The organism is Pseudomonas sp. 5P_3.1_Bac2 (assembly GCF_025465995.1).
In the GTDB taxonomy this organism is placed as follows: Bacteria; Pseudomonadota; Gammaproteobacteria; order Pseudomonadales; family Pseudomonadaceae; genus Aquipseudomonas.
The window spans coordinates 92,986-114,633 of sequence record NZ_JANLNY010000022.1 but is presented as its reverse complement, the minus strand read 5'-3'; the positions used below and the strand labels follow the sequence as shown (position 1 = coordinate 114,633).

General features: G+C 59.1%; 18 protein-coding genes. 12 read left to right on the top strand and 6 right to left on the bottom strand.

Translation table 11 applies throughout. From position 1 onward, the window contains the following. Nucleotides 1–308 precede the first annotated feature (308 nt). The 7 genes from NTD81_RS11930 (at nt 309) to NTD81_RS11900 (ending at nt 10,151) form a co-directional block, all read left to right on the top strand. Nucleotides 309–1,286: a dipeptidase gene (locus NTD81_RS11930; RefSeq protein ID WP_262182609.1), complete on the top strand. Its 978-nt coding sequence runs from the start codon at nt 309–311 to the stop codon at nt 1,284–1,286. Nucleotides 1,287–2,772: 1,486 nt separating this feature from the next. Next, a complete protein-coding gene (locus tag NTD81_RS11925; RefSeq protein ID WP_262182608.1) occupies nt 2,773–3,303 on the top strand; it encodes a DUF5943 domain-containing protein in 531 nt (176 codons plus the stop codon). Between the two features lie 61 nt (nt 3,304–3,364). Further along, the gene (gene dgcA / locus NTD81_RS11920) at nt 3,365–5,425 is read left to right on the top strand and encodes a dimethylglycine demethylation protein DgcA (RefSeq protein ID WP_262182607.1); all 2,061 of its coding nucleotides are present in this window, start codon (nt 3,365–3,367) and stop codon (nt 5,423–5,425) included. A gap of 449 nt (nt 5,426–5,874) precedes the next feature. Beyond that, nucleotides 5,875–7,857, top strand: coding sequence for a dimethylglycine demethylation protein DgcB (dgcB, locus tag NTD81_RS11915; RefSeq protein WP_262182605.1), 1,983 nt, complete (start codon nt 5,875–5,877; stop codon nt 7,855–7,857). Then, nucleotides 7,854–9,077: an electron transfer flavoprotein subunit alpha/FixB family protein gene (locus NTD81_RS11910; RefSeq protein WP_262182604.1), complete on the top strand. Its 1,224-nt coding sequence runs from the start codon at nt 7,854–7,856 to the stop codon at nt 9,075–9,077. Before dgcB ends, NTD81_RS11910 begins: the two co-directional genes overlap by 4 nt. Then, complete coding sequence (locus tag NTD81_RS11905; RefSeq protein ID WP_262182603.1) at nt 9,064–9,858, top strand: electron transfer flavoprotein subunit beta; 795 nt, start codon at nt 9,064–9,066, stop codon at nt 9,856–9,858. The genes NTD81_RS11910 and NTD81_RS11905 overlap by 14 nt, the downstream gene beginning before the upstream one ends. Nucleotides 9,859–9,899: 41 nt before the next feature. Then, nucleotides 9,900–10,151: a hypothetical protein gene (locus NTD81_RS11900; protein ID WP_262182602.1), complete on the top strand. Its 252-nt coding sequence runs from the start codon at nt 9,900–9,902 to the stop codon at nt 10,149–10,151. A gap of 8 nt (nt 10,152–10,159) precedes the next feature. On the opposite strand, the gene NTD81_RS11895 is transcribed toward NTD81_RS11900, so the two are convergent. The 6 genes from NTD81_RS11895 to NTD81_RS11870 form a co-directional block, all read right to left on the bottom strand. Further along, entirely contained in the window at nt 10,160–11,200 is a 1,041-nt protein-coding gene (locus tag NTD81_RS11895) for a low specificity L-threonine aldolase (protein WP_262182601.1), read from the bottom strand. Nucleotides 11,201–11,559: 359 nt separating this feature from the next. Continuing rightward, nucleotides 11,560–12,096: a hypothetical protein gene (locus tag NTD81_RS11890; protein WP_262182600.1), complete on the bottom strand. Its 537-nt coding sequence runs from the start codon at nt 12,094–12,096 to the stop codon at nt 11,560–11,562. 55 nt (nt 12,097–12,151) lie between these two features. Beyond that, the gene (locus NTD81_RS11885) at nt 12,152–12,682 is read right to left on the bottom strand and encodes a hypothetical protein (protein ID WP_262182598.1); all 531 of its coding nucleotides are present in this window, start codon (nt 12,680–12,682) and stop codon (nt 12,152–12,154) included. 372 nt (nt 12,683–13,054) lie between these two features. Continuing rightward, the gene (locus tag NTD81_RS11880) at nt 13,055–13,564 is read right to left on the bottom strand and encodes a hypothetical protein (protein ID WP_262182596.1); all 510 of its coding nucleotides are present in this window, start codon (nt 13,562–13,564) and stop codon (nt 13,055–13,057) included. After that, nucleotides 13,561–14,265, bottom strand: a complete 705-nt coding sequence (locus NTD81_RS11875) for an alpha/beta hydrolase (protein ID WP_262182595.1) — start codon at nt 14,263–14,265, stop codon at nt 13,561–13,563. Before NTD81_RS11875 ends, NTD81_RS11880 begins: the two co-directional genes overlap by 4 nt. Further along, nucleotides 14,262–14,819: a PAAR domain-containing protein gene (locus tag NTD81_RS11870; RefSeq protein ID WP_410017149.1), complete on the bottom strand. Its 558-nt coding sequence runs from the start codon at nt 14,817–14,819 to the stop codon at nt 14,262–14,264. The genes NTD81_RS11875 and NTD81_RS11870 overlap by 4 nt, the downstream gene beginning before the upstream one ends. Before the next feature lie 205 nt (nt 14,820–15,024). On the opposite strand from NTD81_RS11870, the gene glyA reads away from it, so the two are divergent. The 5 genes from glyA to NTD81_RS11845 are packed head-to-tail and all read left to right on the top strand — an operon-like array spanning nt 15,025 to nt 21,555. Further along, complete coding sequence (gene glyA, locus NTD81_RS11865; protein WP_262182592.1) at nt 15,025–16,275, top strand: serine hydroxymethyltransferase; 1,251 nt, start codon at nt 15,025–15,027, stop codon at nt 16,273–16,275. 55 nt (nt 16,276–16,330) lie between these two features. Continuing rightward, nucleotides 16,331–17,581, top strand: a complete 1,251-nt coding sequence (locus NTD81_RS11860) for a sarcosine oxidase subunit beta family protein (protein WP_262182591.1) — start codon at nt 16,331–16,333, stop codon at nt 17,579–17,581. Between the two features lie 11 nt (nt 17,582–17,592). Then, nucleotides 17,593–17,910 (top strand): sarcosine oxidase subunit delta, encoded by a 318-nt coding sequence (locus tag NTD81_RS11855; RefSeq protein ID WP_262182589.1) that lies wholly within the window; start codon nt 17,593–17,595, stop codon nt 17,908–17,910. Continuing rightward, nucleotides 17,907–20,927 carry a sarcosine oxidase subunit alpha gene (locus NTD81_RS11850; RefSeq protein WP_262182587.1) on the top strand — a complete coding sequence of 1,007 codons (3,021 nt, stop codon included), beginning with the start codon at nt 17,907–17,909 and terminating at the stop codon, nt 20,925–20,927. The genes NTD81_RS11855 and NTD81_RS11850 overlap by 4 nt, the downstream gene beginning before the upstream one ends. Beyond that, nucleotides 20,920–21,555, top strand: a complete 636-nt coding sequence (locus tag NTD81_RS11845) for a sarcosine oxidase subunit gamma (RefSeq protein WP_262182586.1) — start codon at nt 20,920–20,922, stop codon at nt 21,553–21,555. Before NTD81_RS11850 ends, NTD81_RS11845 begins: the two co-directional genes overlap by 8 nt. Nucleotides 21,556–21,648 lie beyond the last annotated feature (93 nt).

The window sequence follows — 21,648 nt, the reverse complement described above, 5'->3', positions numbered from 1 at the left end:
CCTGAGCCTCTACAGCCTGCTGGCGGCGCGTCGGACAGCTTAGGTTCAGCTTGCAACGGTTAAATTGCAGATGGCCAACCTTAAGCATTGAGAGTGTTACGGCTCCCTTACCTCTGTCAGAGCTTCTGGCAGAGGTTTTTTTTGCCCGGCATTTATGTGCGCCGGGCTGAGTAAAGGCGACGTGGCAATTGACGTTTTCGGCAATCCCTCAGTCGCTTTTGCGCCCGGGCCTTAGGCAGGCCGGGGATATGCTCACCTCAAAGCGCTGGCACAAGGTTCAGCGCGCCAGTCAGGCCAGGGGAGAGCCCATGAACCCAGCACAAGTACACGCCGACAGCATCGTGATCGACGGGCTGATTATCGCCAAGTGGAGCCGCGAGCTGTTTGAGGACATGCGCAAGGGAGGGCTCACCGCAGCCAACTGCACGGTGTCGGTGTGGGAGGGCTTTCAGGCCACGGTTAATAGCATCGTCGCCAGCCAAAAGCTGATCCGCGACAACAGCGATTTAGTCATGCCGGTGCGCACTACCGCCGACATCCGCCAGGCTAAGGAACTGGGCAAAACCGGCATTCTGTTTGGCTTTCAAAACGCCCATGCCTATGAAGACCAACTGGGCTATGTGGAGATCTTCAAGCAGCTCGGCGTGGGCATCGTGCAGATGTGCTACAACACGCAAAACCTGGTGGGCACCGGCTGCTACGAGCGCGACGGTGGGCTGTCCGGGTTTGGCCGCGAGATCGTCGCCGAGATGAACCGCGTAGGGGTGATGTGCGACCTGTCCCACGTCGGCTCGAAGACTTCGGAGGAGGTCATCCTCGAATCGAAAAAGCCGGTGTGCTACTCCCATTGCCTGCCTTCGGGGCTTAAAGAGCACCCGCGCAATAAGTCCGATGCCGAGCTTAAGTTTATTGCCGACCACGGCGGTTTCGTCGGCGTCACCATGTTTGCGCCGTTCTTGGCCAAGGGCATCGATTCGACCATCGACGATTACGCCGAAGCCATCGAATACACCATGAATATCGTCGGCGAAGACGCCATCGGTATCGGCACCGATTTCACCCAGGGCCATGGTCAGGACTTCTTCGAATATCTGACCCACGACAAGGGCTATGCCCGCCGTCTGACCAGCTTCGGCAAGATCATCAACCCGCTGGGCATCCGCACCGTCGGCGAATTCCCCAACCTCACCGAAACCCTGCTTAAGCGCGGCCACAGCGAAAGCGTGGTGCGCAAGATCATGGGCGAAAACTGGGTCAGGGTGCTTGCCGATGTTTGGCACGAGTAAGGCAATGCCGCTGGGCTGCGTAGGGTGGCTGACGGGGTAGGACTTGTAGGGTGGATGACGTTCTTTTCATCCACCAAGGGGCACCGCGAGACGCCTTAACGGTGGCCGGGTAAAGCGCCGTCGGATCGGCTGACGCGGTAGGACTTGTAGGGTGGATGACGCTCTTTTCATCCACCAATGGCATCGCGAAACGCCTTAACGGTGGGCGGGTGAAGCGTCGCCCACCCTACGGATCGGCTGAGCGGTAGGACTTGTAGGGTGGATGACGCTCTTTTCATCCACCAAGGGGCATCGCGAGACGCCTTAACGGTGGCCGGGTAAAGCGCCGTCCACCCTACGGATCGGCTGAGCGGTAGGACTTGTAGGGTGGATGACGCTCTTTTCATCCACCAAGGGGCATCGCGAGACGCCTTAACGGTGGCCGGGTAAAACGTCGTCCACCCTACGGATCGGGTGACGCGTTAGGGCTTTGTAGGGTGGATGACGCTCTTTTCATCCACCAAGGGGCACCGCGAGATGCCTTAACGGTGGCCGGGAAAAGCGTCGTCCACCCTACGGGTCGGCTGAGCGGTAGGACTTTGTAGGGTGGATGACGCTCTTTTCATCCACCAAGGGGCATCGCGAAACGCCTTAACGGTGGACGGGTAAAGCGTCGTCCACCCTACGGATCGGCTGAGCGGTAGGACTTTGTAGGGTGGATGACGCTCTTTTCATCCACCAAGGGGCATCGCGAAACGCCTTAACGGTGGCCGGGTAAAGCGTCGTCCACCCTACGGATCGGCTGACGCGGTAGGACTTGTAGGGTGGATGACGCTCTTTTCATCCACCAAGGGGCATCGCGAGACGCCTTAACGGTGGCCGGGTAAAGCGTCGGCCACCCTACGGATCGGCTGACGCGGTAGGACTTGTAGGGTGGAGGACGCTCTGTTCATCCACCAAGGGGCACTGCGAAACGCCTTAACGGTGGCCGGGTAAAGCGTCGTCGGATCGGCTGACGGGGTAGGACTTGTAGGGTGGATGACGATCTTTTTATCCACCAAGGGGCATCGCGAAACGCCTTAACGGTGGCCGGGTGAAGCGTCGTCCACCCTACGGATCGGCTGACGCGGTAGGACTTGTAGGGTGGAGGACGCTCTTTTCATCCACCAGGGGGCACCGCGAGATGCCTTAGCGGTGGACGGGTAAAGCGTCGTACGGATCGGCTGACGCGGTAGGACTTGTAGGGTGGATGACGCTCTTTTCATCCACCAATGGCATTGCGAGACGCCTTAACGGTGGACGGGCAAAGCGCCGTCCACCCTACGGATCGGCTGACGCGGTAGGACTTGTAGGGTGGATGACGTTCTTTTCATCCACCAAGGGGCACCGCGAGACGCCTTAACGGTGGCCGGGCAAAGCGTCGTCCACCCTAGGTAAAACGATTTTTTTGCATGCGGTTGCTAGGCCGTGTGTTCAACCACTGATGAGCTTTTTGGAGTCTGCACCCATGGCCAAACACGCCCCCGAACTGCCGATTGAAGTGGACAGCGAAACCGGCGTCTGGACCACCGATGCGCTGCCCATGCTGTATGTGCCCCGGCACTTTTTCGTCAATAACCATATGGGTATCGAAGAGGTTCTGGGCGCCGAAGCCTATGCCGAGATTCTTTATAAAGCCGGCTACAAATCGGCCTGGCACTGGTGCGAAAAAGAAGCCGAGTGCCACGGCATCGAAGGCGTGGCGGTGTTCGAGCACTACATGAAGCGTCTGTCGCAACGCGGCTGGGGTTTGTTCGGGATCGAAGCCATCGACCTTGAGCAAGGTACCGCCAGCGTGCGCCTCAAACACTCGGCTTTTGTGTATGTGTACGGCAAGTGCGGGCGCAAGGTCGACTACATGTTTACCGGCTGGTTTGCCGGCGCCATGGACCAGGTTCTGGCCGCCCGTGGCAGCAGTCTGCGCACCGTGGCCGAGCAAGTGTATGGCGGCTCCGAAGAGGGTCACGACGATGGCCTGTTTATCGTTAAACCGATCTAAAAAATCCATTCATTCGTGATTGAAAACGTAGCGAACGCAGTCGTTTTTAGAGGGTGCCCCAATGGCTTTCGAGGCTATGTTTCAGCCGATCCAAATCGGCAAACTGACCATCCGCAACCGCGTGCTCAGCACCGCCCATGCCGAGGTGTACGCCACCGATGGCGGCATGACCACTGAGCGCTACGTGAAGTACTACGAAGAGAAGGCCAAGGGCGGTATTGGCCTGGCCATCTGCGGCGGCTCCTCGGTGGTGGCGATCGACAGTCCGCAGCAGTGGTGGAGCTCGGTCAATCTGGCCACTGACCGCATCATTCCGCATTTTCAGAATCTGGCCAACGCCATGCACAAGCACGGCGCCAAGATCATGATTCAGATTACCCACATGGGCCGGCGCTCGCGTTGGGATGGCTTTAACTGGCCGACCTTGATGTCACCGTCCGGCATCCGCGAGCCGGTGCATCGGGCCACCTGCAAAACCATCGAGGTGGAAGAAATCTGGCGGGTGATCGGCAACTACGCCCAGGCCGCACGCCGGGCCAAGGAAGGCGGGTTGGACGGCATTGAGCTGTCCGCCGTGCACCAGCATATGATCGACCAGTTCTGGTCGCCGCGGGTCAACAAGCGCAGCGATGAGTGGGGCGGCAGCTTTGAGGGGCGGATGAAATTCGGCCTCGAAGTACTCAAGGCGGTGCGCGCCGAAGTGGGCGCGGACTTCTGTGTCGGCATGCGTATCTGTGGCGACGAGTTCCACCCCGATGGCTTGTCCCACGACGATATGAAGCAGATCGCCGCCTATTACGACGGCACCGGCATGCTCGACTTTATCGGCGTGGTCGGTTCCGGTTGCGACACCCACAACACCCTGGCCAACGTCATCCCCAATATGAGCTTTCCGCCGGAGCCGTTCCTGCACCTGGCAGCGGGGATCAAGGAAGTGGTCAAGGTGCCGGTGCTGCACGCGCAGAACATCAAAGACCCCAATCAGGCCTCGCGCATTCTTGAAGGCGGCTATGTGGATATGGTCGGCATGACCCGCGCGCATATTGCCGATCCGCACCTGATCGCCAAGATCAAAATGGGCCAGGTCGATCAGATCAAACAATGTGTCGGCGCCAACTACTGCATCGACCGTCAGTACCAAGGCTTGGATGTGTTGTGCATCCAGAACGCCGCCACCAGCCGCGAATATATGGGCCTGCCGCATATCATCGAAAAGTCCAGCGGGCCTAAGCGCCGCGTGGTGGTGGTCGGTGGCGGTCCGGCTGGCATGGAGGGCGCGCGGGTGGCCGCCGAGCGCGGTCATGAAGTGATCCTGCTGGAGAAAAAGGACAGCCTCGGCGGGCAGATTTCTTTAGCCGCGAAAGCCCCGCAGCGCGATCAAATGGCCGGCATCACCCGTTGGTATCAGCTGGAGCTGGCGCGATTGAACATTGACCTGCGCTTGCTCACGGCGGCGGATGCCGAGGGCATTCTGGCGCTCAAACCGGACATCGTGGTGCTGGCTAACGGCGGCCATGCCTTTATCGAGCAGAACGAACATTGGGGCGCTGCCGACGGCTTAGTGGTCAGCAGTTGGGACGTGCTCGACGGCAAGGTGGCGCCGGGCGGCAACGTGCTGGTTTACGACACCATCTGTGAGTTTACCGGCATGTCGGTGGCCGACTTTATGGCCGAGAAGGGTGCCAAGGTGGAGATCGTCACCGACGACATCAAGCCCGGCGTGGCCATCGGCGGCACCAGCTTCCCGACGTACTACCGCAGCCTCTATCCCAAAGAAGTGATCATGACCGGCGACCTGATGCTGGAGAAGGTCTACCGCGAGGGCGACAAGCTGGTGGCCGTGTTGGAAAACGAATACACCGGCGCCCGCGAAGAGCGGGTGGTCGATCAAGTGGTGGTGGAAAACGGCGTGCGCCCCGACGAGAGCCTGTATTACGCGCTCAAGCAGGGCTCACGCAATAAGGGCCAGATTGATGTGGATGCGCTGTTCGCGATCCAGCCGCAGCCGTGCCTGAGTGAACCTGGTGACGGCTACCTGTTGTTCCGCATCGGCGACTGCGTGGCCCAACGCAACACCCACGCCGCGATCTACGACGCTTTGCGCCTGTGTAAGGACTTCTGATCGCTACGGCGCTGCGCGGTTTGGATAGTGGTGCATGGCCAGGGCCATACACCCTACGGGTTAGCTTTGTAGGGTGGATGACGCTTCATCCATCCACCAAGGTGCCACGCGGTTTGGGTAGTGGTGCATGGCCAGGGCCATGCACCCTACGGGTTGGCTTGTAGGGTGGATGACGCTTCACCCATCCACCCAGGTGTCGCGCGGTTTGGGTAGTGGTGCATGGCCAGGGCCATACACCCTACGGGTTGGCTGTGTAGGGTGGATGACGCTTCAGCCATCCACCAAGGTGCCACGCGGTTTGAAAAATGGTGCATGGCCAAGGCCATGCACCCGGCGGGTTGGCTTGTAGGGTGGATGACGCTTCACCCATCCACCCAGTTGCCACGCGATTTGAAAAACGGTGCATGGCCAAGGCCATACCCACAACGATTTATCAAACGAGGATGGTCATGCTGAGCGTTATTTTGCCAATCCTGCTGTTTACGGCGTTGTTGCTGGCCATCTTCGGCGCGCTGAAACGCTTTGCCTTGTGGCGCCAAGGCCGGCCGGCTGCGGTTGATTGGCTGGGCGGCTTATTGGCCATGCCACGGCGTTATCTGGTCGATCTGCACCATGTGGTCGAACGCGATCCATACATGTCCAAGACCCATGTGGCCACGGCCGGTGGTTTTGTGCTGGCGGCGCTGCTGGCGCTTCTCGTGCATGGCTTTGGCCTGCAGAGCCAAATCCTCGGCATTGCCTTGCTGGTTGCCTGCGCACTGATGTTTGGCGGTGCGTTGTTTGTCGCCAAACGCCGGTTGAATCCTCCCACGCGGCTGTCCAAAGGCCCGTGGATGCGCCTGCCGAAAAGCCTGCTGCTGTTTGCCGGCAGCTTCTTTATCGCCACGCTGCCGGTGGCCGGGATTCTGCCGGAAGGCTTCGGCGGTTGGCTGCTGGCGTTGGTGCTTGCCATTGGTGTGGCCTGTGGTGTGTCGGAGCTGTTCTTCGGCATGACCTGGGGCGGGCCGATGAAGCATGCCTTTGCCGGGGCCCTGCATCTGGCCTGGCATCGCCGCAGCGAACGCTTTGCCGGTGGCCGCTCCACAGGTCTTAAGGCCCTCGACCTAAGCGACCCGAGCGCACCTTTGGGCGTGGGTAAACCCAGCGATTTCACCTGGAACCAACTGCTCGGCTTCGACGCCTGCGTGCAGTGCGGCAAGTGCGAAGCCATGTGCCCGGCCTTTGCTGCCGGCCAGCCGCTCAACCCGAAAAAACTGATCCAAGACATGGTCACAGGCTTGGCCGGCGGCAACGACGCGAATTTTGCTGGGTCGCCCTATCCATCCCCTGACGGCAAGGGCAGGCCCCTTGGCGAGCACAGCGGCGGCCTCCATCTGCCCATCGTCGCGCGGCAAGGCACGGCGCTGGTCGACGCCGACACCCTGTGGTCCTGCACCACCTGCCGCGCCTGCGTCGAGGAATGCCCGATGATGATTGAACATGTCGATGCCATCGTCGATATGCGTCGTCATCTCACTCTGGAATACGGCGCCACGCCGAACAAGGGCGCCGAGGTGCTGGATAACCTGATCGCCACCGACAACCCCGGCGGCTTTGCCCCCGGTGGCCGGCTGAACTGGGCGGCGGACCTTAACCTGCCGCTGATGGCCGACAAGCCACAGGTCGAGGTGTTGTTCTGGGTCGGTGATGGTGCCTTTGATATGCGTAATCAGCGCAGCTTGCGGGCTTTTGTCAAAGTGCTGAAGGCGGCGCAGGTGGACTTCGCCGTGCTCGGTCTGGAGGAGCGCGACAGTGGCGACGTGGCTCGTCGTTTGGGCGATGAAGCCACCTTCCAGAGCCTGGCCAAGCGCAATATCGCCACGCTTAACCAGTACCGCTTTGAGCGTATCGTCACCTGTGATCCGCACAGTTTTCATGTGCTGAAAAACGAATACCCGGAGCTGGGCGGACGCTATCAAGTGCTGCATCACAGCAGTTACCTACAGCAACTGATCAGCGCTAAACGCTTGCCCTTGGGCCGCGCAAACGGCCTTAGCCTGACCTATCACGACCCCTGCTATCTGGGCCGTTACAACGGCGAGTACGAGGCGCCGCGCGCGGTGCTTAAGGCCTTGGGGATTGAGGTGAAAGAGATGCAGCGCTCAGGCTATCGCTCGCGTTGCTGCGGCGGTGGCGGCGGTGCGCCGATCACCGATGTTCCTGGCAAACAGCGCATCCCCGATATGCGCATGGCCGATATTCAAGATACCGGTGCTGAAGTGGTGGCCGTCGGTTGCCCGCAGTGCACCCTGATGCTGGAGGGTGTGGTGGGGCCGCGTCCGCAAGTTAAAGATATTGCCGAGCTGGTGGCCGAGTGTTTACTGGAACTCGCACCGGCCAGCACGGCCAAGCCGGCGCCGGTCGAAGCCGCGGTGTTGGAGGCGCAGCTATGAGTCAGTTGATTCGTCGTGACCCGCGGGCGCTGTGGATCGCCCGTAACCGTTTGCATCCGCTGCATGCCGCTCTACAGCCGCAGGCAGAGAGCTGGCTGGGAGCCAACGGCGTGCTGCGCAAAAATCCCCATGCCGCCGGCTTTATCGGCCCGAACGGGATCAAGCGCATCGACCGTAGCGGCCAGCAGCAAGCCGGCTTTAACGCGCAGTCTGTAAGTGACGAAGCGCTGCAGTTACCTCTGCACCGGGTGGCGCAACCGGCGTTTTATATTGCTGTGGTGCCGGATATGCCTGGCGGCCGCTTAAGCAGCCACGATAAAGATCTACTCGGCCTGGCCCGGCAATTGGCAGGCAGCGCCGGCGCGGTGCTGGCGGTGATCTTCGCTGAGCACAAGGAAACCGCGTTGGCGCTCAATGGCGTCGACCGCTTGCTGCATCTCAACCAAGACGCCTATCACGGCTATTGCCCGGAAGTGCGGGTAGAGGCACTGCGCCAACTCGATCAGCAATTACAGCCGCACCACTGGCTGCTGCCGGATAGTCGCAGCGCCGGTGGCGAGTTGGGCCGGCGCTTAGCTGCCAGCCTCGGGGAGCGTCCGGCAACGCGGGTGTGGCAGGTGCAGGGCGAGCAGTTAAGTGGTCGCGCCGGGGCCGGCCAGCAAGACCTGCTGCAACCGCTGCGGCGGATTATCTTGGCCTGCGCCGAATGTGCCCAGCCGGTCAGCGAAACCCGCCACGAGGTGCTGGCGCTGGAGCTGGAGGCCGCCATACTGCCGCGCTCTGCTGTCATCGTCGATCTGGGCGCGGTGGCGGTCGATCCGGCGCAAACGCCGTTGGCCGAGGCCGAGTTTATTCTCAGCGGCGGCAATGGCGTGCGCGATTGGCCGTTGTTCCATGAGGCCGCCAGCGTGCTCGGCGCCACCGAAGGCGCCTCACGGGTAGCTGTGGACGATGGCCATATGCCGCGCCCACGGCAAGTTGGCGCCACCGGTACTTGGGTCACGGCGCGGGTGTATCTGGCCGTGGGTATTTCCGGGGCGGTCCAACACCTGCAAGGCATTGGCGCCTGCGACAAGGTCGTGGTGATTAATCTCGACCCCGGTTGCGACATGATCAAACGTGCCGATCTCGCTGTTATTGGCGACAGCAGCGCGATCCTGCAAGCGCTGATCGAGCAAGTACAGGCTTATCGTCAGGGAGGTGCCCGTGCCGCCGCTTAACCCGCCAACCAGCACGCTCAACACTGTGGCATTGGTTTCCATCGGTGCTCACCCCAGCTCCGGTCGCGCCCGCCGCGCCGAGCAGGATGCCCGCGCGGTGGAGCTGGGCCTGCGTCTGGCTGGGGAGCGCCTGCAAGTGCTGCACGCGGGTGATCCCCAGGCTGAGGCGTTGCGCGCTTATCTGGGCATGGGTCTGGAGCAAATCCAAGTGCTCGAACAACCGGCGCAGGCCGATGCGCTACCCGTACTCAGTGACTATTTGGCCGCCAGCGATGTGCAACTGGTGCTGACGGGCAGCCAGGCGGAAACCGGCGAAGGTTCAGGGATGTTGCCCTACCTGCTGGCGCAAGAATTGGGCTGGCCCTTGGTGGTCGGGTTGGCGGCGGTAGAGCAGGTTGAGCAGGGTGTCGCGCAAGTGCTGCAAGCCTTACCGCGCGGTCAACGGCGGCGTTTGCAGGTGCCGCTGCCGTTTGTGGCCAGTGTTGATAACGCCGCCCCGGTGGCCCGGCAAAGTGCTTATGGCCCGGCGCAGCGTGGCGTGCTGAAGGCCAGTGACGTGCAGGTAGTGAGTGATGAGTTATTCAGTCACGCGCAACTGCAAACGGCTAAACCCAGGCCGAAGCGGCTTAAGCTGATCAAGGCGAAAACCGGCGCCGAGCGCATGCGCGCTGCCACCGCCAAAGCCAGTGGCGGCAGTGGTCAGGTGCTGAAAGACTTGAGCCCGGCTCAAGGCGCTGAGGCGATTCTTAAAGTGTTAATCGAAGAGGGCGTACTGCGCTAAGGTCCGCTTTAGCGTGACGGTCATTAAGTGAGGGATTGAGCATGATGCATGCCGAGTTGATCGATCAAGAAGACCTGCGCGAGCGCCTCGTCGCCCTGGGCTTTGCCGTGCCGCCCGGGGTCAGCGCCGAGCAAGCCTGTGACTATGCTGTCAGTGGCTTAAGCCCCGAGCGGGCACAGGTGCTGCGCAAGTTGGTGGAGGAATTGCTCGGTGGTAGCGCGACCCTCTTACCGGCAGTGCGCGAGGCGATTTCGCGCACCTTATTGCCGGCCTTGGTACCGCGCCCGGTTTAACTGAACGCTTAAGCGTTCATCGCCAAACGGATGTCCGCCGCCAATTGGCGTACGCGCTGCTCGTCGGTGTCCCACGAGCACATGAAGCGTGCGCCACCGGCGCCGATAAAGGTGTAAAAGCGCCAGTCTTTACTGCGCAGAATCTCCAGCGCCGGCTCAGACAGTTGCAAGAACACACCGTTGGCCTCAACCGGGAACATCAAACTGACCCCCGGAACATCGGCTACCAGTTCCGCCAGCAAACGGGCGCAGCGGTTGGCGTGCTGGGCGTAACGCAGCCAGGCATCGCCTTGCAGAATGCCGACCCAGGGCGCCGACAGATAGCGCATCTTCGACGCCAACTGACCGGCCTGCTTGCAGCGGTAATCGAAGTCTTCGGCCAGGTCTTTGTTAAAGAACAAAATCGCCTCACCCACCGCCATGCCGTTTTTGGTGCCGCCAAAGCACAGCACATCCACCCCGGCCTGCCAGGTCAGCTCAGCCGGCGTGCAGCCGAGAAAGGCACAGGCATTGGAGAAGCGCGCGCCATCCATATGCAGACGCAGGCCCAGCTCCTTGCACACCGCGCTGATCGCCCGTACTTCGGCCGGCGTATACACGGTACCCACTTCAGTGGCTTGGGTGATGGTCACGACACGCGGTTTGGGATAGTGAATGTCTTGGCGTTTCAGGGCAATTTCGCGGATCGCCTGCGGCGTCAGCTTGCCGTTCTCGGTCTTCGCCAACAGCAGCTTGGAGCCGTTGGAAAAGAACTCCGGCGCACCGCATTCGTCGGTCTCAACGTGGGCCGTCTCGGAACAGATCACGCTGTGGTAGCTCTGGCCCAAAGAGGCCAGGGCCAGGGAGTTGGCAGCGGTGCCGTTAAAGGCAAAGAACACTTCACAATCGGTGTTAAACAGCTGGCGGAAATGATCCGCCGCGCGGGCCGTCCATTCATCATCGCCATACGCCCGTTGATGGCCCTGATTGGCCTCGGCCATGGCCTGCCAGGCCTCCGGGCAGATACCGGAGTAGTTATCACTGGCGAATTGTTGGGATAGATCGGGCATGGAGCGCTCCTGGATAAGGCAGAGTTCAAACCACAGCCCAGGATTGTGTCCTGAACCATGGGGGTATTCAGACCACGGTAGGTGGGGATTATTCCTTGTGTCCGGCGCGCCGACCAGTGCCGTTTACCGTTGCAGGAGTGTTGCGCGCCAACGCGCAAGGTGGCCGCGTACCTAACCGACTGGCAGCAGGAAGTCCGCTTGTGGGTACACCATTTGCCGTCTTGGACCCAGGCGCGGGTTCGCCCTCCTGATCACGGGGTATGGCCAAGGGGGAAGGCATTTAATTATTCTGCTGTTATAAAACTAAACAAAAAACTTTGTTATTTGACGTGTTTCAATGTGTTGGATACCAACGCGGATTAGTCGCAATACCATCGCGTGGCACCTAGTTCTTTCTCATTAATCTTGACTGGCGCAATTGACCAAGATGCTGGTGAGCCGGTTATACATTTCACTGTGTAAAATGAGGCGCGCCGACCCTTTTGGTCATGAGAAATAAGCATAATTGAATAGATGCCGGGTTTAATTTCTATTGCTGGCGTCTCAGTGTTAAAGGATTGTATTTCTTCACCATAAGGTATGCACGTGGTAGACGTTAGTCGAGGTCCTAGCGTTGCTTGGTCTTGACTATAAGTTGCCCAAACATATGTATCGTCATTTCGGCTTATTGATATTCCGTCTAGCCGCACTTCATTTTCATCTACATTAGCGTTTCTAGAGAAAAAATATCCTTCAGTTTGGTAGTGGGTATCTACGCCAAGGCAAAAACCTTTATCTTTGACCCAGATATTTGCCTCCCCCTCGTGATGGCGTGACATTGCCATGGTTGGTGGTGCCATATAAAAGTATGTAATAGCAATTAGTGTGAAAACAGATATTTTATTGTTTGTTGCCATTGCTATTTTGATTTTCTTTATATTGGCCGGGGGAGGTGGGCATGGAATTGGTGACTTATTCGCAATAAAAGCGGTTGGGGTTGGTCTCGTTTTTATTGACCTTTACAGGTGTAACAGTCCAAGTCCCTTGCTGATTACTTACACATACTCTGGTATAGAACCATGCACGTCGATCTTTATGGTCTATCGCCTCTAGCATGACTTTATAAAGCCCAGCCTCAACAGGCTTGGCTGGTGATCGGGTAATGAATGAGCTGATAGTTTGTCCATATACTAGGCAGGTGCTAGAGGTTAAGAGTGGTCCGTTTGACATGCTTTCAGGCGGTAGGTAGTAATCCCACAATGTTGAGTCTGTTCCGCTGACCGCTATTCTGTACAACTTGACTTGGTTCTCATCAACCTGTGCTCGATTAAAGAAAATAATTCCGTCAGTTGCGTACTGGTCGTCTACTCCGAGGCAGAGATCGTTGCCTTTTACCCAAATGCGAGCTTCTCCATCGTGATGGCGCGACATTGCATGGGCTGCAGTGGATATATGCAGTAATCCAAACACTGTGAAAAGGCTAAGGAAGAAGTTTTTTGTCATTTGGATTGCTCAGGAAGTCTGCGAGAACATTCAGGTATGGCGTTATGCTGTTTATTTTAAAACCGCTTTTGCTTCGGGACGGATTGCCAATTATCCAAGCAAAGTGTCGTTTGCCCTGCATGTGGGGCCGGATCTCATGCGGCTTATCGAAAAGCGAAGGGTTCTCAATAGAACAGTAAAGCGTTTAATCGTTTTTTGAGATGTTTTCTGTTCGAGAGAACACGGCATCTATAACCTAGTTCGAAGTGAACTATCATGGGCCCTAAAACCGGTTGTCGAGTCGGATGTGTATATTTCCCTATTTGGTTTCCCCTCAGCGGCTCTGTTTAAAGACTAATTGGCTGTGGGGCAGAGGTTAGGTGACGATTAAATTTATTTAATAGCCTCCAGGATCTGTTGGGTAGGAATAGTTAAGGTGTTGCTGTAGTAAGCGCGATAGGGGTAAAGCGTTATTTTTACTTTGCAAGGCAGCGATATGCGTTCAGCGAGCTGTTTCTTTAAATAATTTTCTTTCAGATAGTCAAAGCTCGTCCCTTGGGCTTTTGTCTGGGCAAAGTAGATACTGGCTTCATACTCATAGCTAAACTGCTCATTATGGCTGCGCTGGAAATCGCCTATTGCATAACTGTCTATGCGTTTATCCATCTCGAAGATAGCGGGCGTGTCTAATGAGCAGATCAACTGCTTACTTATTACGCTCATGTCTTGGGATGGTTTGAATAAGTTCAATAGCTCTATGTTTGAGCGGAAGCTGACTGTGTAGAAGTGTGTCTGTGTATCTTTATTGATTGAAATAAACTCTAAGTCAGCCGCTTTTTGGCCATGATCTTTCATGCAGGAAGATAAGGCGATGGCGCTTATAATTATAATTATTTTTTTCATTCTGTACTGCCATTTAGGTACTGATTAATTGAATCTAGAATATGCTGTTTAGCAGATTTTCCAGTTGGCAAGAGAATAGTGAATAATCCGATTGCATCATAATGGTTATTAGGTGCTACAGCGTTAACCTGTGGTCCCTCTGTTATGATCCAGCGCTCTCCAAACTCAGCCACTTTGTCAGACTGATCAGGTGTTTTGGGTTGAGACCGAATATTGATCCAAAACTTACTGGATGGCTGAGGTTCTTTCCAATAGATATCAGAAAATGTTTGAACGAGAAAGCCTTCACCTACAGGGTCTAATGTAATCAGCATTTCAACGCGATAACCTGCGTCGGCTAGATGCCGAGATAAGTGGGCTCCGTTCCAGCCACCTAGGCTGTGTCCGACTATGTATACAGGTATGGCCTTGGTAGGAATATTTTTCAGTACATAGGTATTTATGTCTTCGTTGCCACGTGCCTCGTTGTAGCCCAAGTAGTGAGAGATGTACTCGGCTTTATCCCTATATGGTGTCAACTCTTTATCCAGTGAACTTTGGGCATTGGCGACGTTGCCGAAAGGGCCGCTAAAGTAGTAAGCCTCTTTATCACCGGCCCCCCCAATAAAAAACACCACAGCCTTCTTGACCGTTACTTGCACGGTTTTGACGCTCTTATCGGTGGCCGGAGTTAAGGAAAAACTTCTAGCCTCATTGCTCATAGCTGCTCTCCCGGCAACACCTGGATGTTCTCGCTGGCGCCCATGCTGCTGACCATATGGGTAAAGCCCTTGGCGTCGGATGTGCCTTTTTCTAAGGTGCCGTTGGCGCGACGGATGGTGTAGGGGTAGTAGGCCAGGGGCTCGCCGGTTTCGGCGCAGACCAGTTGGAAGTTGTCCTGAAACATATTGGCCAACGGCAACGGCGGCACAAACGGCGCCGGCGTGTGCTGGGTGCCGACCACCACATCGCCGGAGCCGGTGATGATCACCCCGCCATGGGCGGTGGCGCTGCCTAGGAAGGCAATCGGTTGGCCGTTAACCAGAATATTGCTGATGCCTTGGGTGACGCTGTCACCACAGGCGGTGCTGTCGCCCACGCGCAAGGCGGGGAGGCTATTGATCAGCACATTCGGTGAGCCGGTAACCGTGGGGTTAACCCCATGGCCGGATTTCGGGCAGTCGTCTTTATCGCTGAGGCGGGCGGCGGGCTTGCTCATGCTGGCTCCTTGCGCGGGATTAACGGTCCGTCCTGGATCGTGCCTTGGTACTGCCAAGGCCTCTGTTGTGCATATGTTCGACAAGCTGTTGGTGGTTTTTCTCCGCGCTTATGTCGCAAACGACATTCCCTGTGGCGTGCCTAGGCATCTCAGTAGTCCGGGGCGGCCCTACCATCGCTGACAAGTGGGGCTTGGCCGCAACCGCCAGAGCCTTGTCAAAACGACACCGACTTGTCGCATGCAGTTGCCGCAGGAGATCACGATGTTTAGCAAGCAAGACCAGATTCAGGGCTATGACGATGAGTTGCTCAGCGCCATTACTGCTGAGGAGGGCCGTCAGGAGCAGCATATCGAGTTGATCGCTTCGGAAAACTATTGCAGCAAACGGGTGATGCAGGCCCAGGGCAGTGGCCTGACCAATAAATACGCCGAGGGCTATCCGGGTAAGCGCTATTACGGCGGTTGTGAATATGTGGATAAGGTCGAGCAGTTGGCCATCGACCGGGCCAAGAAGCTGTTCGCTGCGGACTACGCTAACGTCCAGCCGCACTCGGGTTCTTCCGCCAACAGCGCGGTGTATCTGGCGCTGCTTAACCCCGGCGATACCTTGCTGGGCATGAGTCTGGCCCACGGCGGCCATCTGACCCACGGGGCCAAGGTGTCGTCGTCGGGCAAGCTGTATAACTCGGTGCAGTACGGCATCAACGCCCAGGGCCTGATCGATTACGACGAGGTCGAGCGGCTGGCCCTGGAACACCAGCCGAAGATGATCGTCGCGGGTTTTTCGGCTTACTCGAAAACCCTCGACTTCGCCCGCTTTCGCGCCATCGCCGATAAGGTCGGTGCGCTGCTGTTTGTGGACATGGCCCACGTCGCCGGCCTGGTCGCCGCGGGCCTGTACCCCAACCCGATTGCGTTCGCCGATGTGGTCACCACCACCACCCACAAAACCTTGCGTGGCCCACGGGGCGGTTTGATCCTGGCGCGGGCCAACGCGGAGATCGAGAAAAAGCTCAACTCGGCGGTGTTCCCCGGTGCTCAAGGTGGCCCGTTGATGCATGTGATCGCGGCCAAGGCAGTGTGCTTTAAAGAGGCCATGGAGCCGGGCTTTAAAACCTATCAACAACAGGTGATCGACAACGCCCAGGCCATGGCTGAGGTGTTTATCCAGCGCGGCTATGACGTGGTCTCCGGGGGCACCGATAACCATCTGTTTCTGCTCAGCCTGATCAAGCAGGGCATCACTGGTAAAGACGCCGACGCTGCGCTGGGCCGCACCGGCATCACCGTGAACAAAAACGCCGTGCCCAATGACCCGCAGTCGCCCTTTGTCACTTCCGGTCTGCGTATCGGCACCCCGGCGGTGACCACCCGTGGTTTTAAACAGGCGCAGTGCCGCGAGCTGGCCGGTTGGATCAGCGACGTGCTGGAGCACTTAGGCGATGCCGATGTGGAGGCGCAGGTGGCGACCTTGGTGGCCACGCTTTGCGCCGAGTACCCGGTTTACCGTTGAGCTGCCCCGGCTGCTGTGCCCGGTGGCCGCTGACCCGAATTTTCAGGAGTACTTCATGCAGCGTTATTCCGGCTTCGGCCTGTTCAAACACGCATTCAGCCATCACGAGAACTGGCAGCGCATGTGGCGCAACCCGACGCCTAAGCCGCTGTATGACGTGATCATCGTCGGCGGTGGCGGCCATGGTTTGGCCACGGCCTATTACCTGGCCAAAGCGTTCGGCGTGAAGAACGTCGCGGTGATCGAGAAGGGCTGGCTGGGCGGCGGCAACACCGCGCGCAACACCACCATCGTGCGTTCCAACTACCTGTGGGATGAGTCCGCGCATCTGTACGAGCATGCGATGAAGCTGTGGGAGGGGTTGTCGCAGGACCTCAACTACAACGTCATGTTCTCCCAGCGCGGCGTCTACAACCTCTGCCACACCCTGCAGGACATGCGCGACTCCGAGCGGCGGGTGAATGCCAACCGCTTAAATGGCGTGGATGGCGAGCTGCTGGATGCCAAGCAGGTCGCCGCAGAAATCCCCTATCTCAACTGCAGCAAGCACACCCGCTATCCGGTCATGGGCTCCACCGTGCAGCGCCGTGGTGGCGTGGCCCGTCACGATGCGGTGGCCTGGGGGTATGCCCGCGCCGCCGATGCGCTGGGAGTGGATCTGATTCAGCAGACTGAAGTGATCGGCTTCCGTAAAGAAAACGGCGCGGTGATTGGCGTGGAAACCAGCCGTGGTTTTATCGGCGGCAAGCGCGTGGGCGTGGTCACCGCTGGCAACTCCGGGCATATGGCGCGGCTGGCGGGCTTTCGCCTGCCGCTGGAGTCCCATCCGCTGCAAGCGCTGGTGTCGGAGCCGATTAAACCGGTGATCGACAGCGTGATCATGTCCAACGCCGTGCACGGTTACATCAGCCAGTCGGATAAAGGCGACCTGGTTATCGGCGCCGGCATCGACGGCTACAACGGCTACGGTCAGCGCGGCTCCTACGGCACTATCGAGCACACCTTGCAGGCCATCGTTGAGCTGTTCCCGGTGCTGTCGCGGGTGCGCATGAACCGCCAGTGGGGCGGCATTGTGGATACCACCCCTGACGCCTGCCCGATCATCTCGAAAACACCGGTGGCCAACCTGTTTTTCAACTGCGGTTGGGGCACGGGTGGCTTTAAAGCCACGCCGGGTTCGGGCCATGTGTTTGCCGCCAGTTTGGCCAAGGGCGAGATGCATCCTTTGGCCTTGCCGTTCTCGATAGAGCGTTTCCATACCGGCGCATTGATTGATGAGCACGGCGCTGCTGCCGTGGCTCACTAAGGGGCTGTTTTATGTTGCATATCCATTGCCCGCACTGTGGCGAATTGCGCAGTGAAGAAGAATTCCACGCCAAGGGCCAAGCGCATATTCCCCGGCCACTGGACCCTGCCGCGTGCAGCGATGCGCAGTGGGGCGAGTACCTGTTCTTCCGCGATAACCCACGGGGGATTCACCACGAGCTGTGGGTGCACGCGGCCGGTTGCCGCAAGTACTTCAACGCCACCCGCGACACCGTCAGTTATGAAATTTTAGAAACCTACAAGATCGGCGAAAAACCTAGCGTGACTGCGCCGCAAACCAGCAGTGGCCAAGAAGGAGTAGCGCCATGAGTCAGGTCAATCGACTGGCCCAGAGCGGCCGTATCGATCGCAGCCAGCCGCTGTCTTTCACATTCAATGGCCAGAGCTACCAAGGCTTCGCTGGCGATACCCTGGCTGCAGCGTTGCTGGCCAACGGGGTGGATATAGTCGGGCGCAGCTTTAAGTATTCACGTCCGCGGGGCATCGTTGCCGCCGGCGCTGAAGAGCCCAATGCAGTGTTGCAGATTGGCAGCACCGAGGCGGCGCAGATCCCCAACGTACGCGCCACCCAGCAGGCGTTGTACCCGGGCCTGGTGGCCAGCAGCACCAACGGCTGGCCGAGCGTGAACAACGATGTCATGGGCATTCTCGGCAAAGTCGGCGGTGGCATGATGCCGCCGGGTTTCTACTACAAAACCTTTATGTACCCGCAAAACCTCTGGCTGACTTACGAGAAATACATCCGTAAGGCCGCCGGTCTTGGCCGTGCGCCAACCGCTGTGGACCCGGACAGTTACGACCATATGAACCAGCACTGCGATGTGCTGGTGGTCGGTGCCGGCCCGGCCGGTTTAGCCGCCGCCCTGGCCGCTGGGCGCAGTGGTGCGCGGGTGATCCTCGCCGATGAGCAGGAAGAGTTTGGCGGCAGCTTGCTCAGCACGCGTGAAAGCCTCGACGGTAAGCCGGCTGAGCAGTGGTTGCAGAGCGTGCTGGCTGAGCTGCAAAGCCTGCCTAATGTGCTGTTGCTGATACGGGCCACGGTCAATGGTTATCACGATCATAACTTCCTCACTATCCATCAGCGCCTGACCGATCACCTCGGTGAAGTCGCGCCCATGGGCAGTGTGCGCCAGCGCATGCACCGGGTCCGGGCCAAGCGCGTGGTGTTGGCCTGCGGTGCCCATGAGCGGCCATTGGTCTATGGCCACAACGATGTGCCCGGCAATATGCTCGCCGATGCGGTGAGCACCTATGTGCGCCGCTATGGCGTCAGCCCGGGGCGCAAGCTGCTGCTGTCGACCAACAACGACTACGCCTACCGCACCGCGCTGGACTGGCTGGATGCCGGCTTGGAAGTGGTCGCGGTCGCGGATGCGCGGCATAACCCACGTGGCGCTTGGGTGGAGCAAGTGCGCGAGCGCGGTGTGCGGGTGCTCACTGGCAGCGCGGTGGTCGAAGCCTTTGGCAGCAAGCGCGTGACTGGGGCGCGGGTGTGCGCCATTGATAGCGTGGCCCATCAGGTCAAGAGCAATGGGGAGCGGATCGACTGCGACCTGATTGCCAGCTCCGGCGGCTACAGTCCGGTGGTCCATCTGGCTTCGCACTTAGGCGGCAAGCCGCTATGGCGCGAAGATATTCTGGCCTTTGTGCCCGCCGCAGGCGGCTTTCAACAACGCCAGTGCGCCGGTGCGGTCAATGGCCAGTTTAGCCTGAGCGCGGTGCTGGAGGATGGCGCCAAGGCGGGTGCCTGGGCCGCCACGGAGTGCGGTTTTAGCCCCAGCACTGTGGCCTTGCCGCAAGCCGAGGCGCGCGCCGAAGAGGCGACGCTGGCGCTGTTTCAAGTACCCCACGACAAGCCCACGGCGCGGGCGCCCAAGCAGTTTGTCGACCTGCAAAACGACGTCACCGCGGCGGGCATTGAAATCGCCACCCGTGAAGGCTTTGAGTCGGTGGAGCACGTTAAGCGCTATACCGCCTTGGGCTTTGGTACTGATCAAGGCAAGCTGGGCAATATCAACGGCCTGGCCATCGCCGCACGGTCGCTGGGCATCAGCGTGGCGCAGATGGGCACCACCATGTTCCGCCCCAACTACACGCCGGTGACCTTTGGCGCAGTCGCAGGGCGCCATTGCGGCCCGCTGTTCGAACCGAAGCGCTACACCGCCCTGCACAGCTGGCACGTTAAGCAGCACGCCGAGTTTGAGGATGTCGGCCAGTGGAAGCGTCCTTGGTACTTCCCCAAAGCCGGCGAAGACCTGCACGCCGCCGTGGCGCGCGAGTGCCTGGCGGTGCGCAACTCGGTGGGCATTCTAGATGCCTCGACCTTGGGCAAAATTGATATTCAAGGCCCGGATGCCCGTGAGTTTCTCAACCGCGTGTACAGCAACGCCTGGACCAAGCTGGATATTGGCAAGGCCCGCTACGGCCTGATGTGCAAGGAAGACGGCATGGTCTTCGACGATGGCGTCACCGCCTGCCTGGCCGATAACCACTTCCTTATGACCACCACCACCGGTGGGGCCGCGCGGGTGCTGGAATGGCTGGAGATTTATCACCAGACCGAGTGGCCCGAGCTTAAGGTGTACTTCACTTCCGTCACCGATCACTGGGCGACCATGACCCTGTCCGGGCCGAACAGCCGCCAGCTGTTGGCCAAGGTCAGCGATATCGATCTGGATAAAGACGCCTTCGCCTTTATGAGCTGGAAAGAAGGGCAGATCGGCGGGGTGCCGGCGCGGGTGTTCCGTATCAGCTTTACCGGTGAGCTGAGCTATGAAGTCAACGTGCAGGCCAACTACGCCATGGCCGTGTGGGAGAAGCTGATCGCCGCCGGCGAGGAGTTCAACCTGACCCCTTACGGCACCGAAACCATGCATGTGTTGCGCGCCGAGAAGGGCTTTATCATCGTCGGCCAGGACACCGATGGTTCGGTGACTCCCGACGATCTCAACATGAGTTGGTGCGTGGGCCGTAACAAGCCGTTCTCCTGGATCGGCCTGCGCGGCATGAGCCGCGCCGACAGCCTGCGCGATGACCGCAAGCAATTGGTCGGGCTCAAGCCCATCGATCCACAGCAGCTGCTGCCTGAAGGCGCGCAGTTGGTTGATGCGCCTAATCAGGCGATTCCCATGGCCATGGTCGGTCACGTCAGCTCAAGCTATTACAGCGCCGCCATGGGCTACAGCTTCGCCATGGCGCTGGTTAAGGGCGGGCTCAAGCGGATGGGCGAGCGGGTGTTCGCACCGTTGGCCGATGGCCGTGTGATCGAAGCCGAAATCGTCAGCTCCGTGTTCTATGACCCGCAAGGGGATCGCCAGAATGTCTAATTTGATCAACGTCTTCCCACAACGTCCGGCTGCTGGCCGGGCTGAGTCGCCGCTGTACCACGCGGATTTAGCCAGCCTGGCCGGCAAAGGTCCGGCCAACCCTGGCGTGACCCTGTGTGAGCTGAGTCTGCTCGGCCATCTGGTGCTGCGTGGCGATGCCGGCGACAGCCAATTCGTTAGCGCCGTGGAGCAAGTGCTGGGCTTGCGCTTGCCGCAGCCGTTGCAACTGGTCAGCGCCGGTGAGCGTTCGGCGCAGTGGCTGGCGCCGGATGAGTGGCTGCTGATTGTTGCTGGTGGCACTGAGTTTGAGCTGGAGCAAGAGCTGCGGGCTGCCCTGAGCGGCCAGCATGTGTCGCTGGTGAATGTCAGCGGCGGGCAAACCTTGCTGGAGCTGCGTGGTCCGAAAGTACCTGAGCTGTTGATGAAGTCCACCAGCTACGACGTGCACCCGGATAACTTCCCGGTGGGCAAGGCGGTGGGCAGCCACTTCGCTAAGTCGCAGTTATTTATCCGCCATAGTGCTGAAGACACCTGGCAGTTGGTGGTGCGCCGCAGCTTTGCCGACTACATCTGGTTGTGGCTGCAAGATGCCAGCGCCGAGTACGGCTTGGCTATAGCCGCGCACTGAGTCTTGGCGTGCTGCATGCAGCGCGTCCTTCCCCCCGTCAGGCCGCACTGCCTGACGGCTGCTCAGCCGCCTAAGCGGCGCAGGAGATACCTG

Coding starts and splice junctions, on each gene's coding strand:
- NTD81_RS11930 (WP_262182609.1), top strand. CDS start 309: ATGAACCCAGCACAAGTACACGCCGACAGCATCGTGATCGACGGGCTG.
- NTD81_RS11925 (WP_262182608.1), top strand. CDS start 2,773: ATGGCCAAACACGCCCCCGAACTGCCGATTGAAGTGGACAGCGAAACC.
- dgcA (WP_262182607.1), top strand. CDS start 3,365: ATGGCTTTCGAGGCTATGTTTCAGCCGATCCAAATCGGCAAACTGACC.
- dgcB (WP_262182605.1), top strand. CDS start 5,875: ATGCTGAGCGTTATTTTGCCAATCCTGCTGTTTACGGCGTTGTTGCTG.
- NTD81_RS11910 (WP_262182604.1), top strand. CDS start 7,854: ATGAGTCAGTTGATTCGTCGTGACCCGCGGGCGCTGTGGATCGCCCGT.
- NTD81_RS11900 (WP_262182602.1), top strand. CDS start 9,900: ATGATGCATGCCGAGTTGATCGATCAAGAAGACCTGCGCGAGCGCCTC.
- NTD81_RS11895 (WP_262182601.1), bottom strand. CDS start 11,200: ATGCCCGATCTATCCCAACAATTCGCCAGTGATAACTACTCCGGTATC.
- NTD81_RS11890 (WP_262182600.1), bottom strand. CDS start 12,096: ATGGCAACAAACAATAAAATATCTGTTTTCACACTAATTGCTATTACA.
- NTD81_RS11885 (WP_262182598.1), bottom strand. CDS start 12,682: ATGACAAAAAACTTCTTCCTTAGCCTTTTCACAGTGTTTGGATTACTG.
- NTD81_RS11880 (WP_262182596.1), bottom strand. CDS start 13,564: ATGAAAAAAATAATTATAATTATAAGCGCCATCGCCTTATCTTCCTGC.
- NTD81_RS11875 (WP_262182595.1), bottom strand. CDS start 14,265: ATGAGCAATGAGGCTAGAAGTTTTTCCTTAACTCCGGCCACCGATAAG.
- glyA (WP_262182592.1), top strand. CDS start 15,025: ATGTTTAGCAAGCAAGACCAGATTCAGGGCTATGACGATGAGTTGCTC.
- NTD81_RS11860 (WP_262182591.1), top strand. CDS start 16,331: ATGCAGCGTTATTCCGGCTTCGGCCTGTTCAAACACGCATTCAGCCAT.
- NTD81_RS11855 (WP_262182589.1), top strand. CDS start 17,593: ATGTTGCATATCCATTGCCCGCACTGTGGCGAATTGCGCAGTGAAGAA.
- NTD81_RS11850 (WP_262182587.1), top strand. CDS start 17,907: ATGAGTCAGGTCAATCGACTGGCCCAGAGCGGCCGTATCGATCGCAGC.
- NTD81_RS11845 (WP_262182586.1), top strand. CDS start 20,920: ATGTCTAATTTGATCAACGTCTTCCCACAACGTCCGGCTGCTGGCCGG.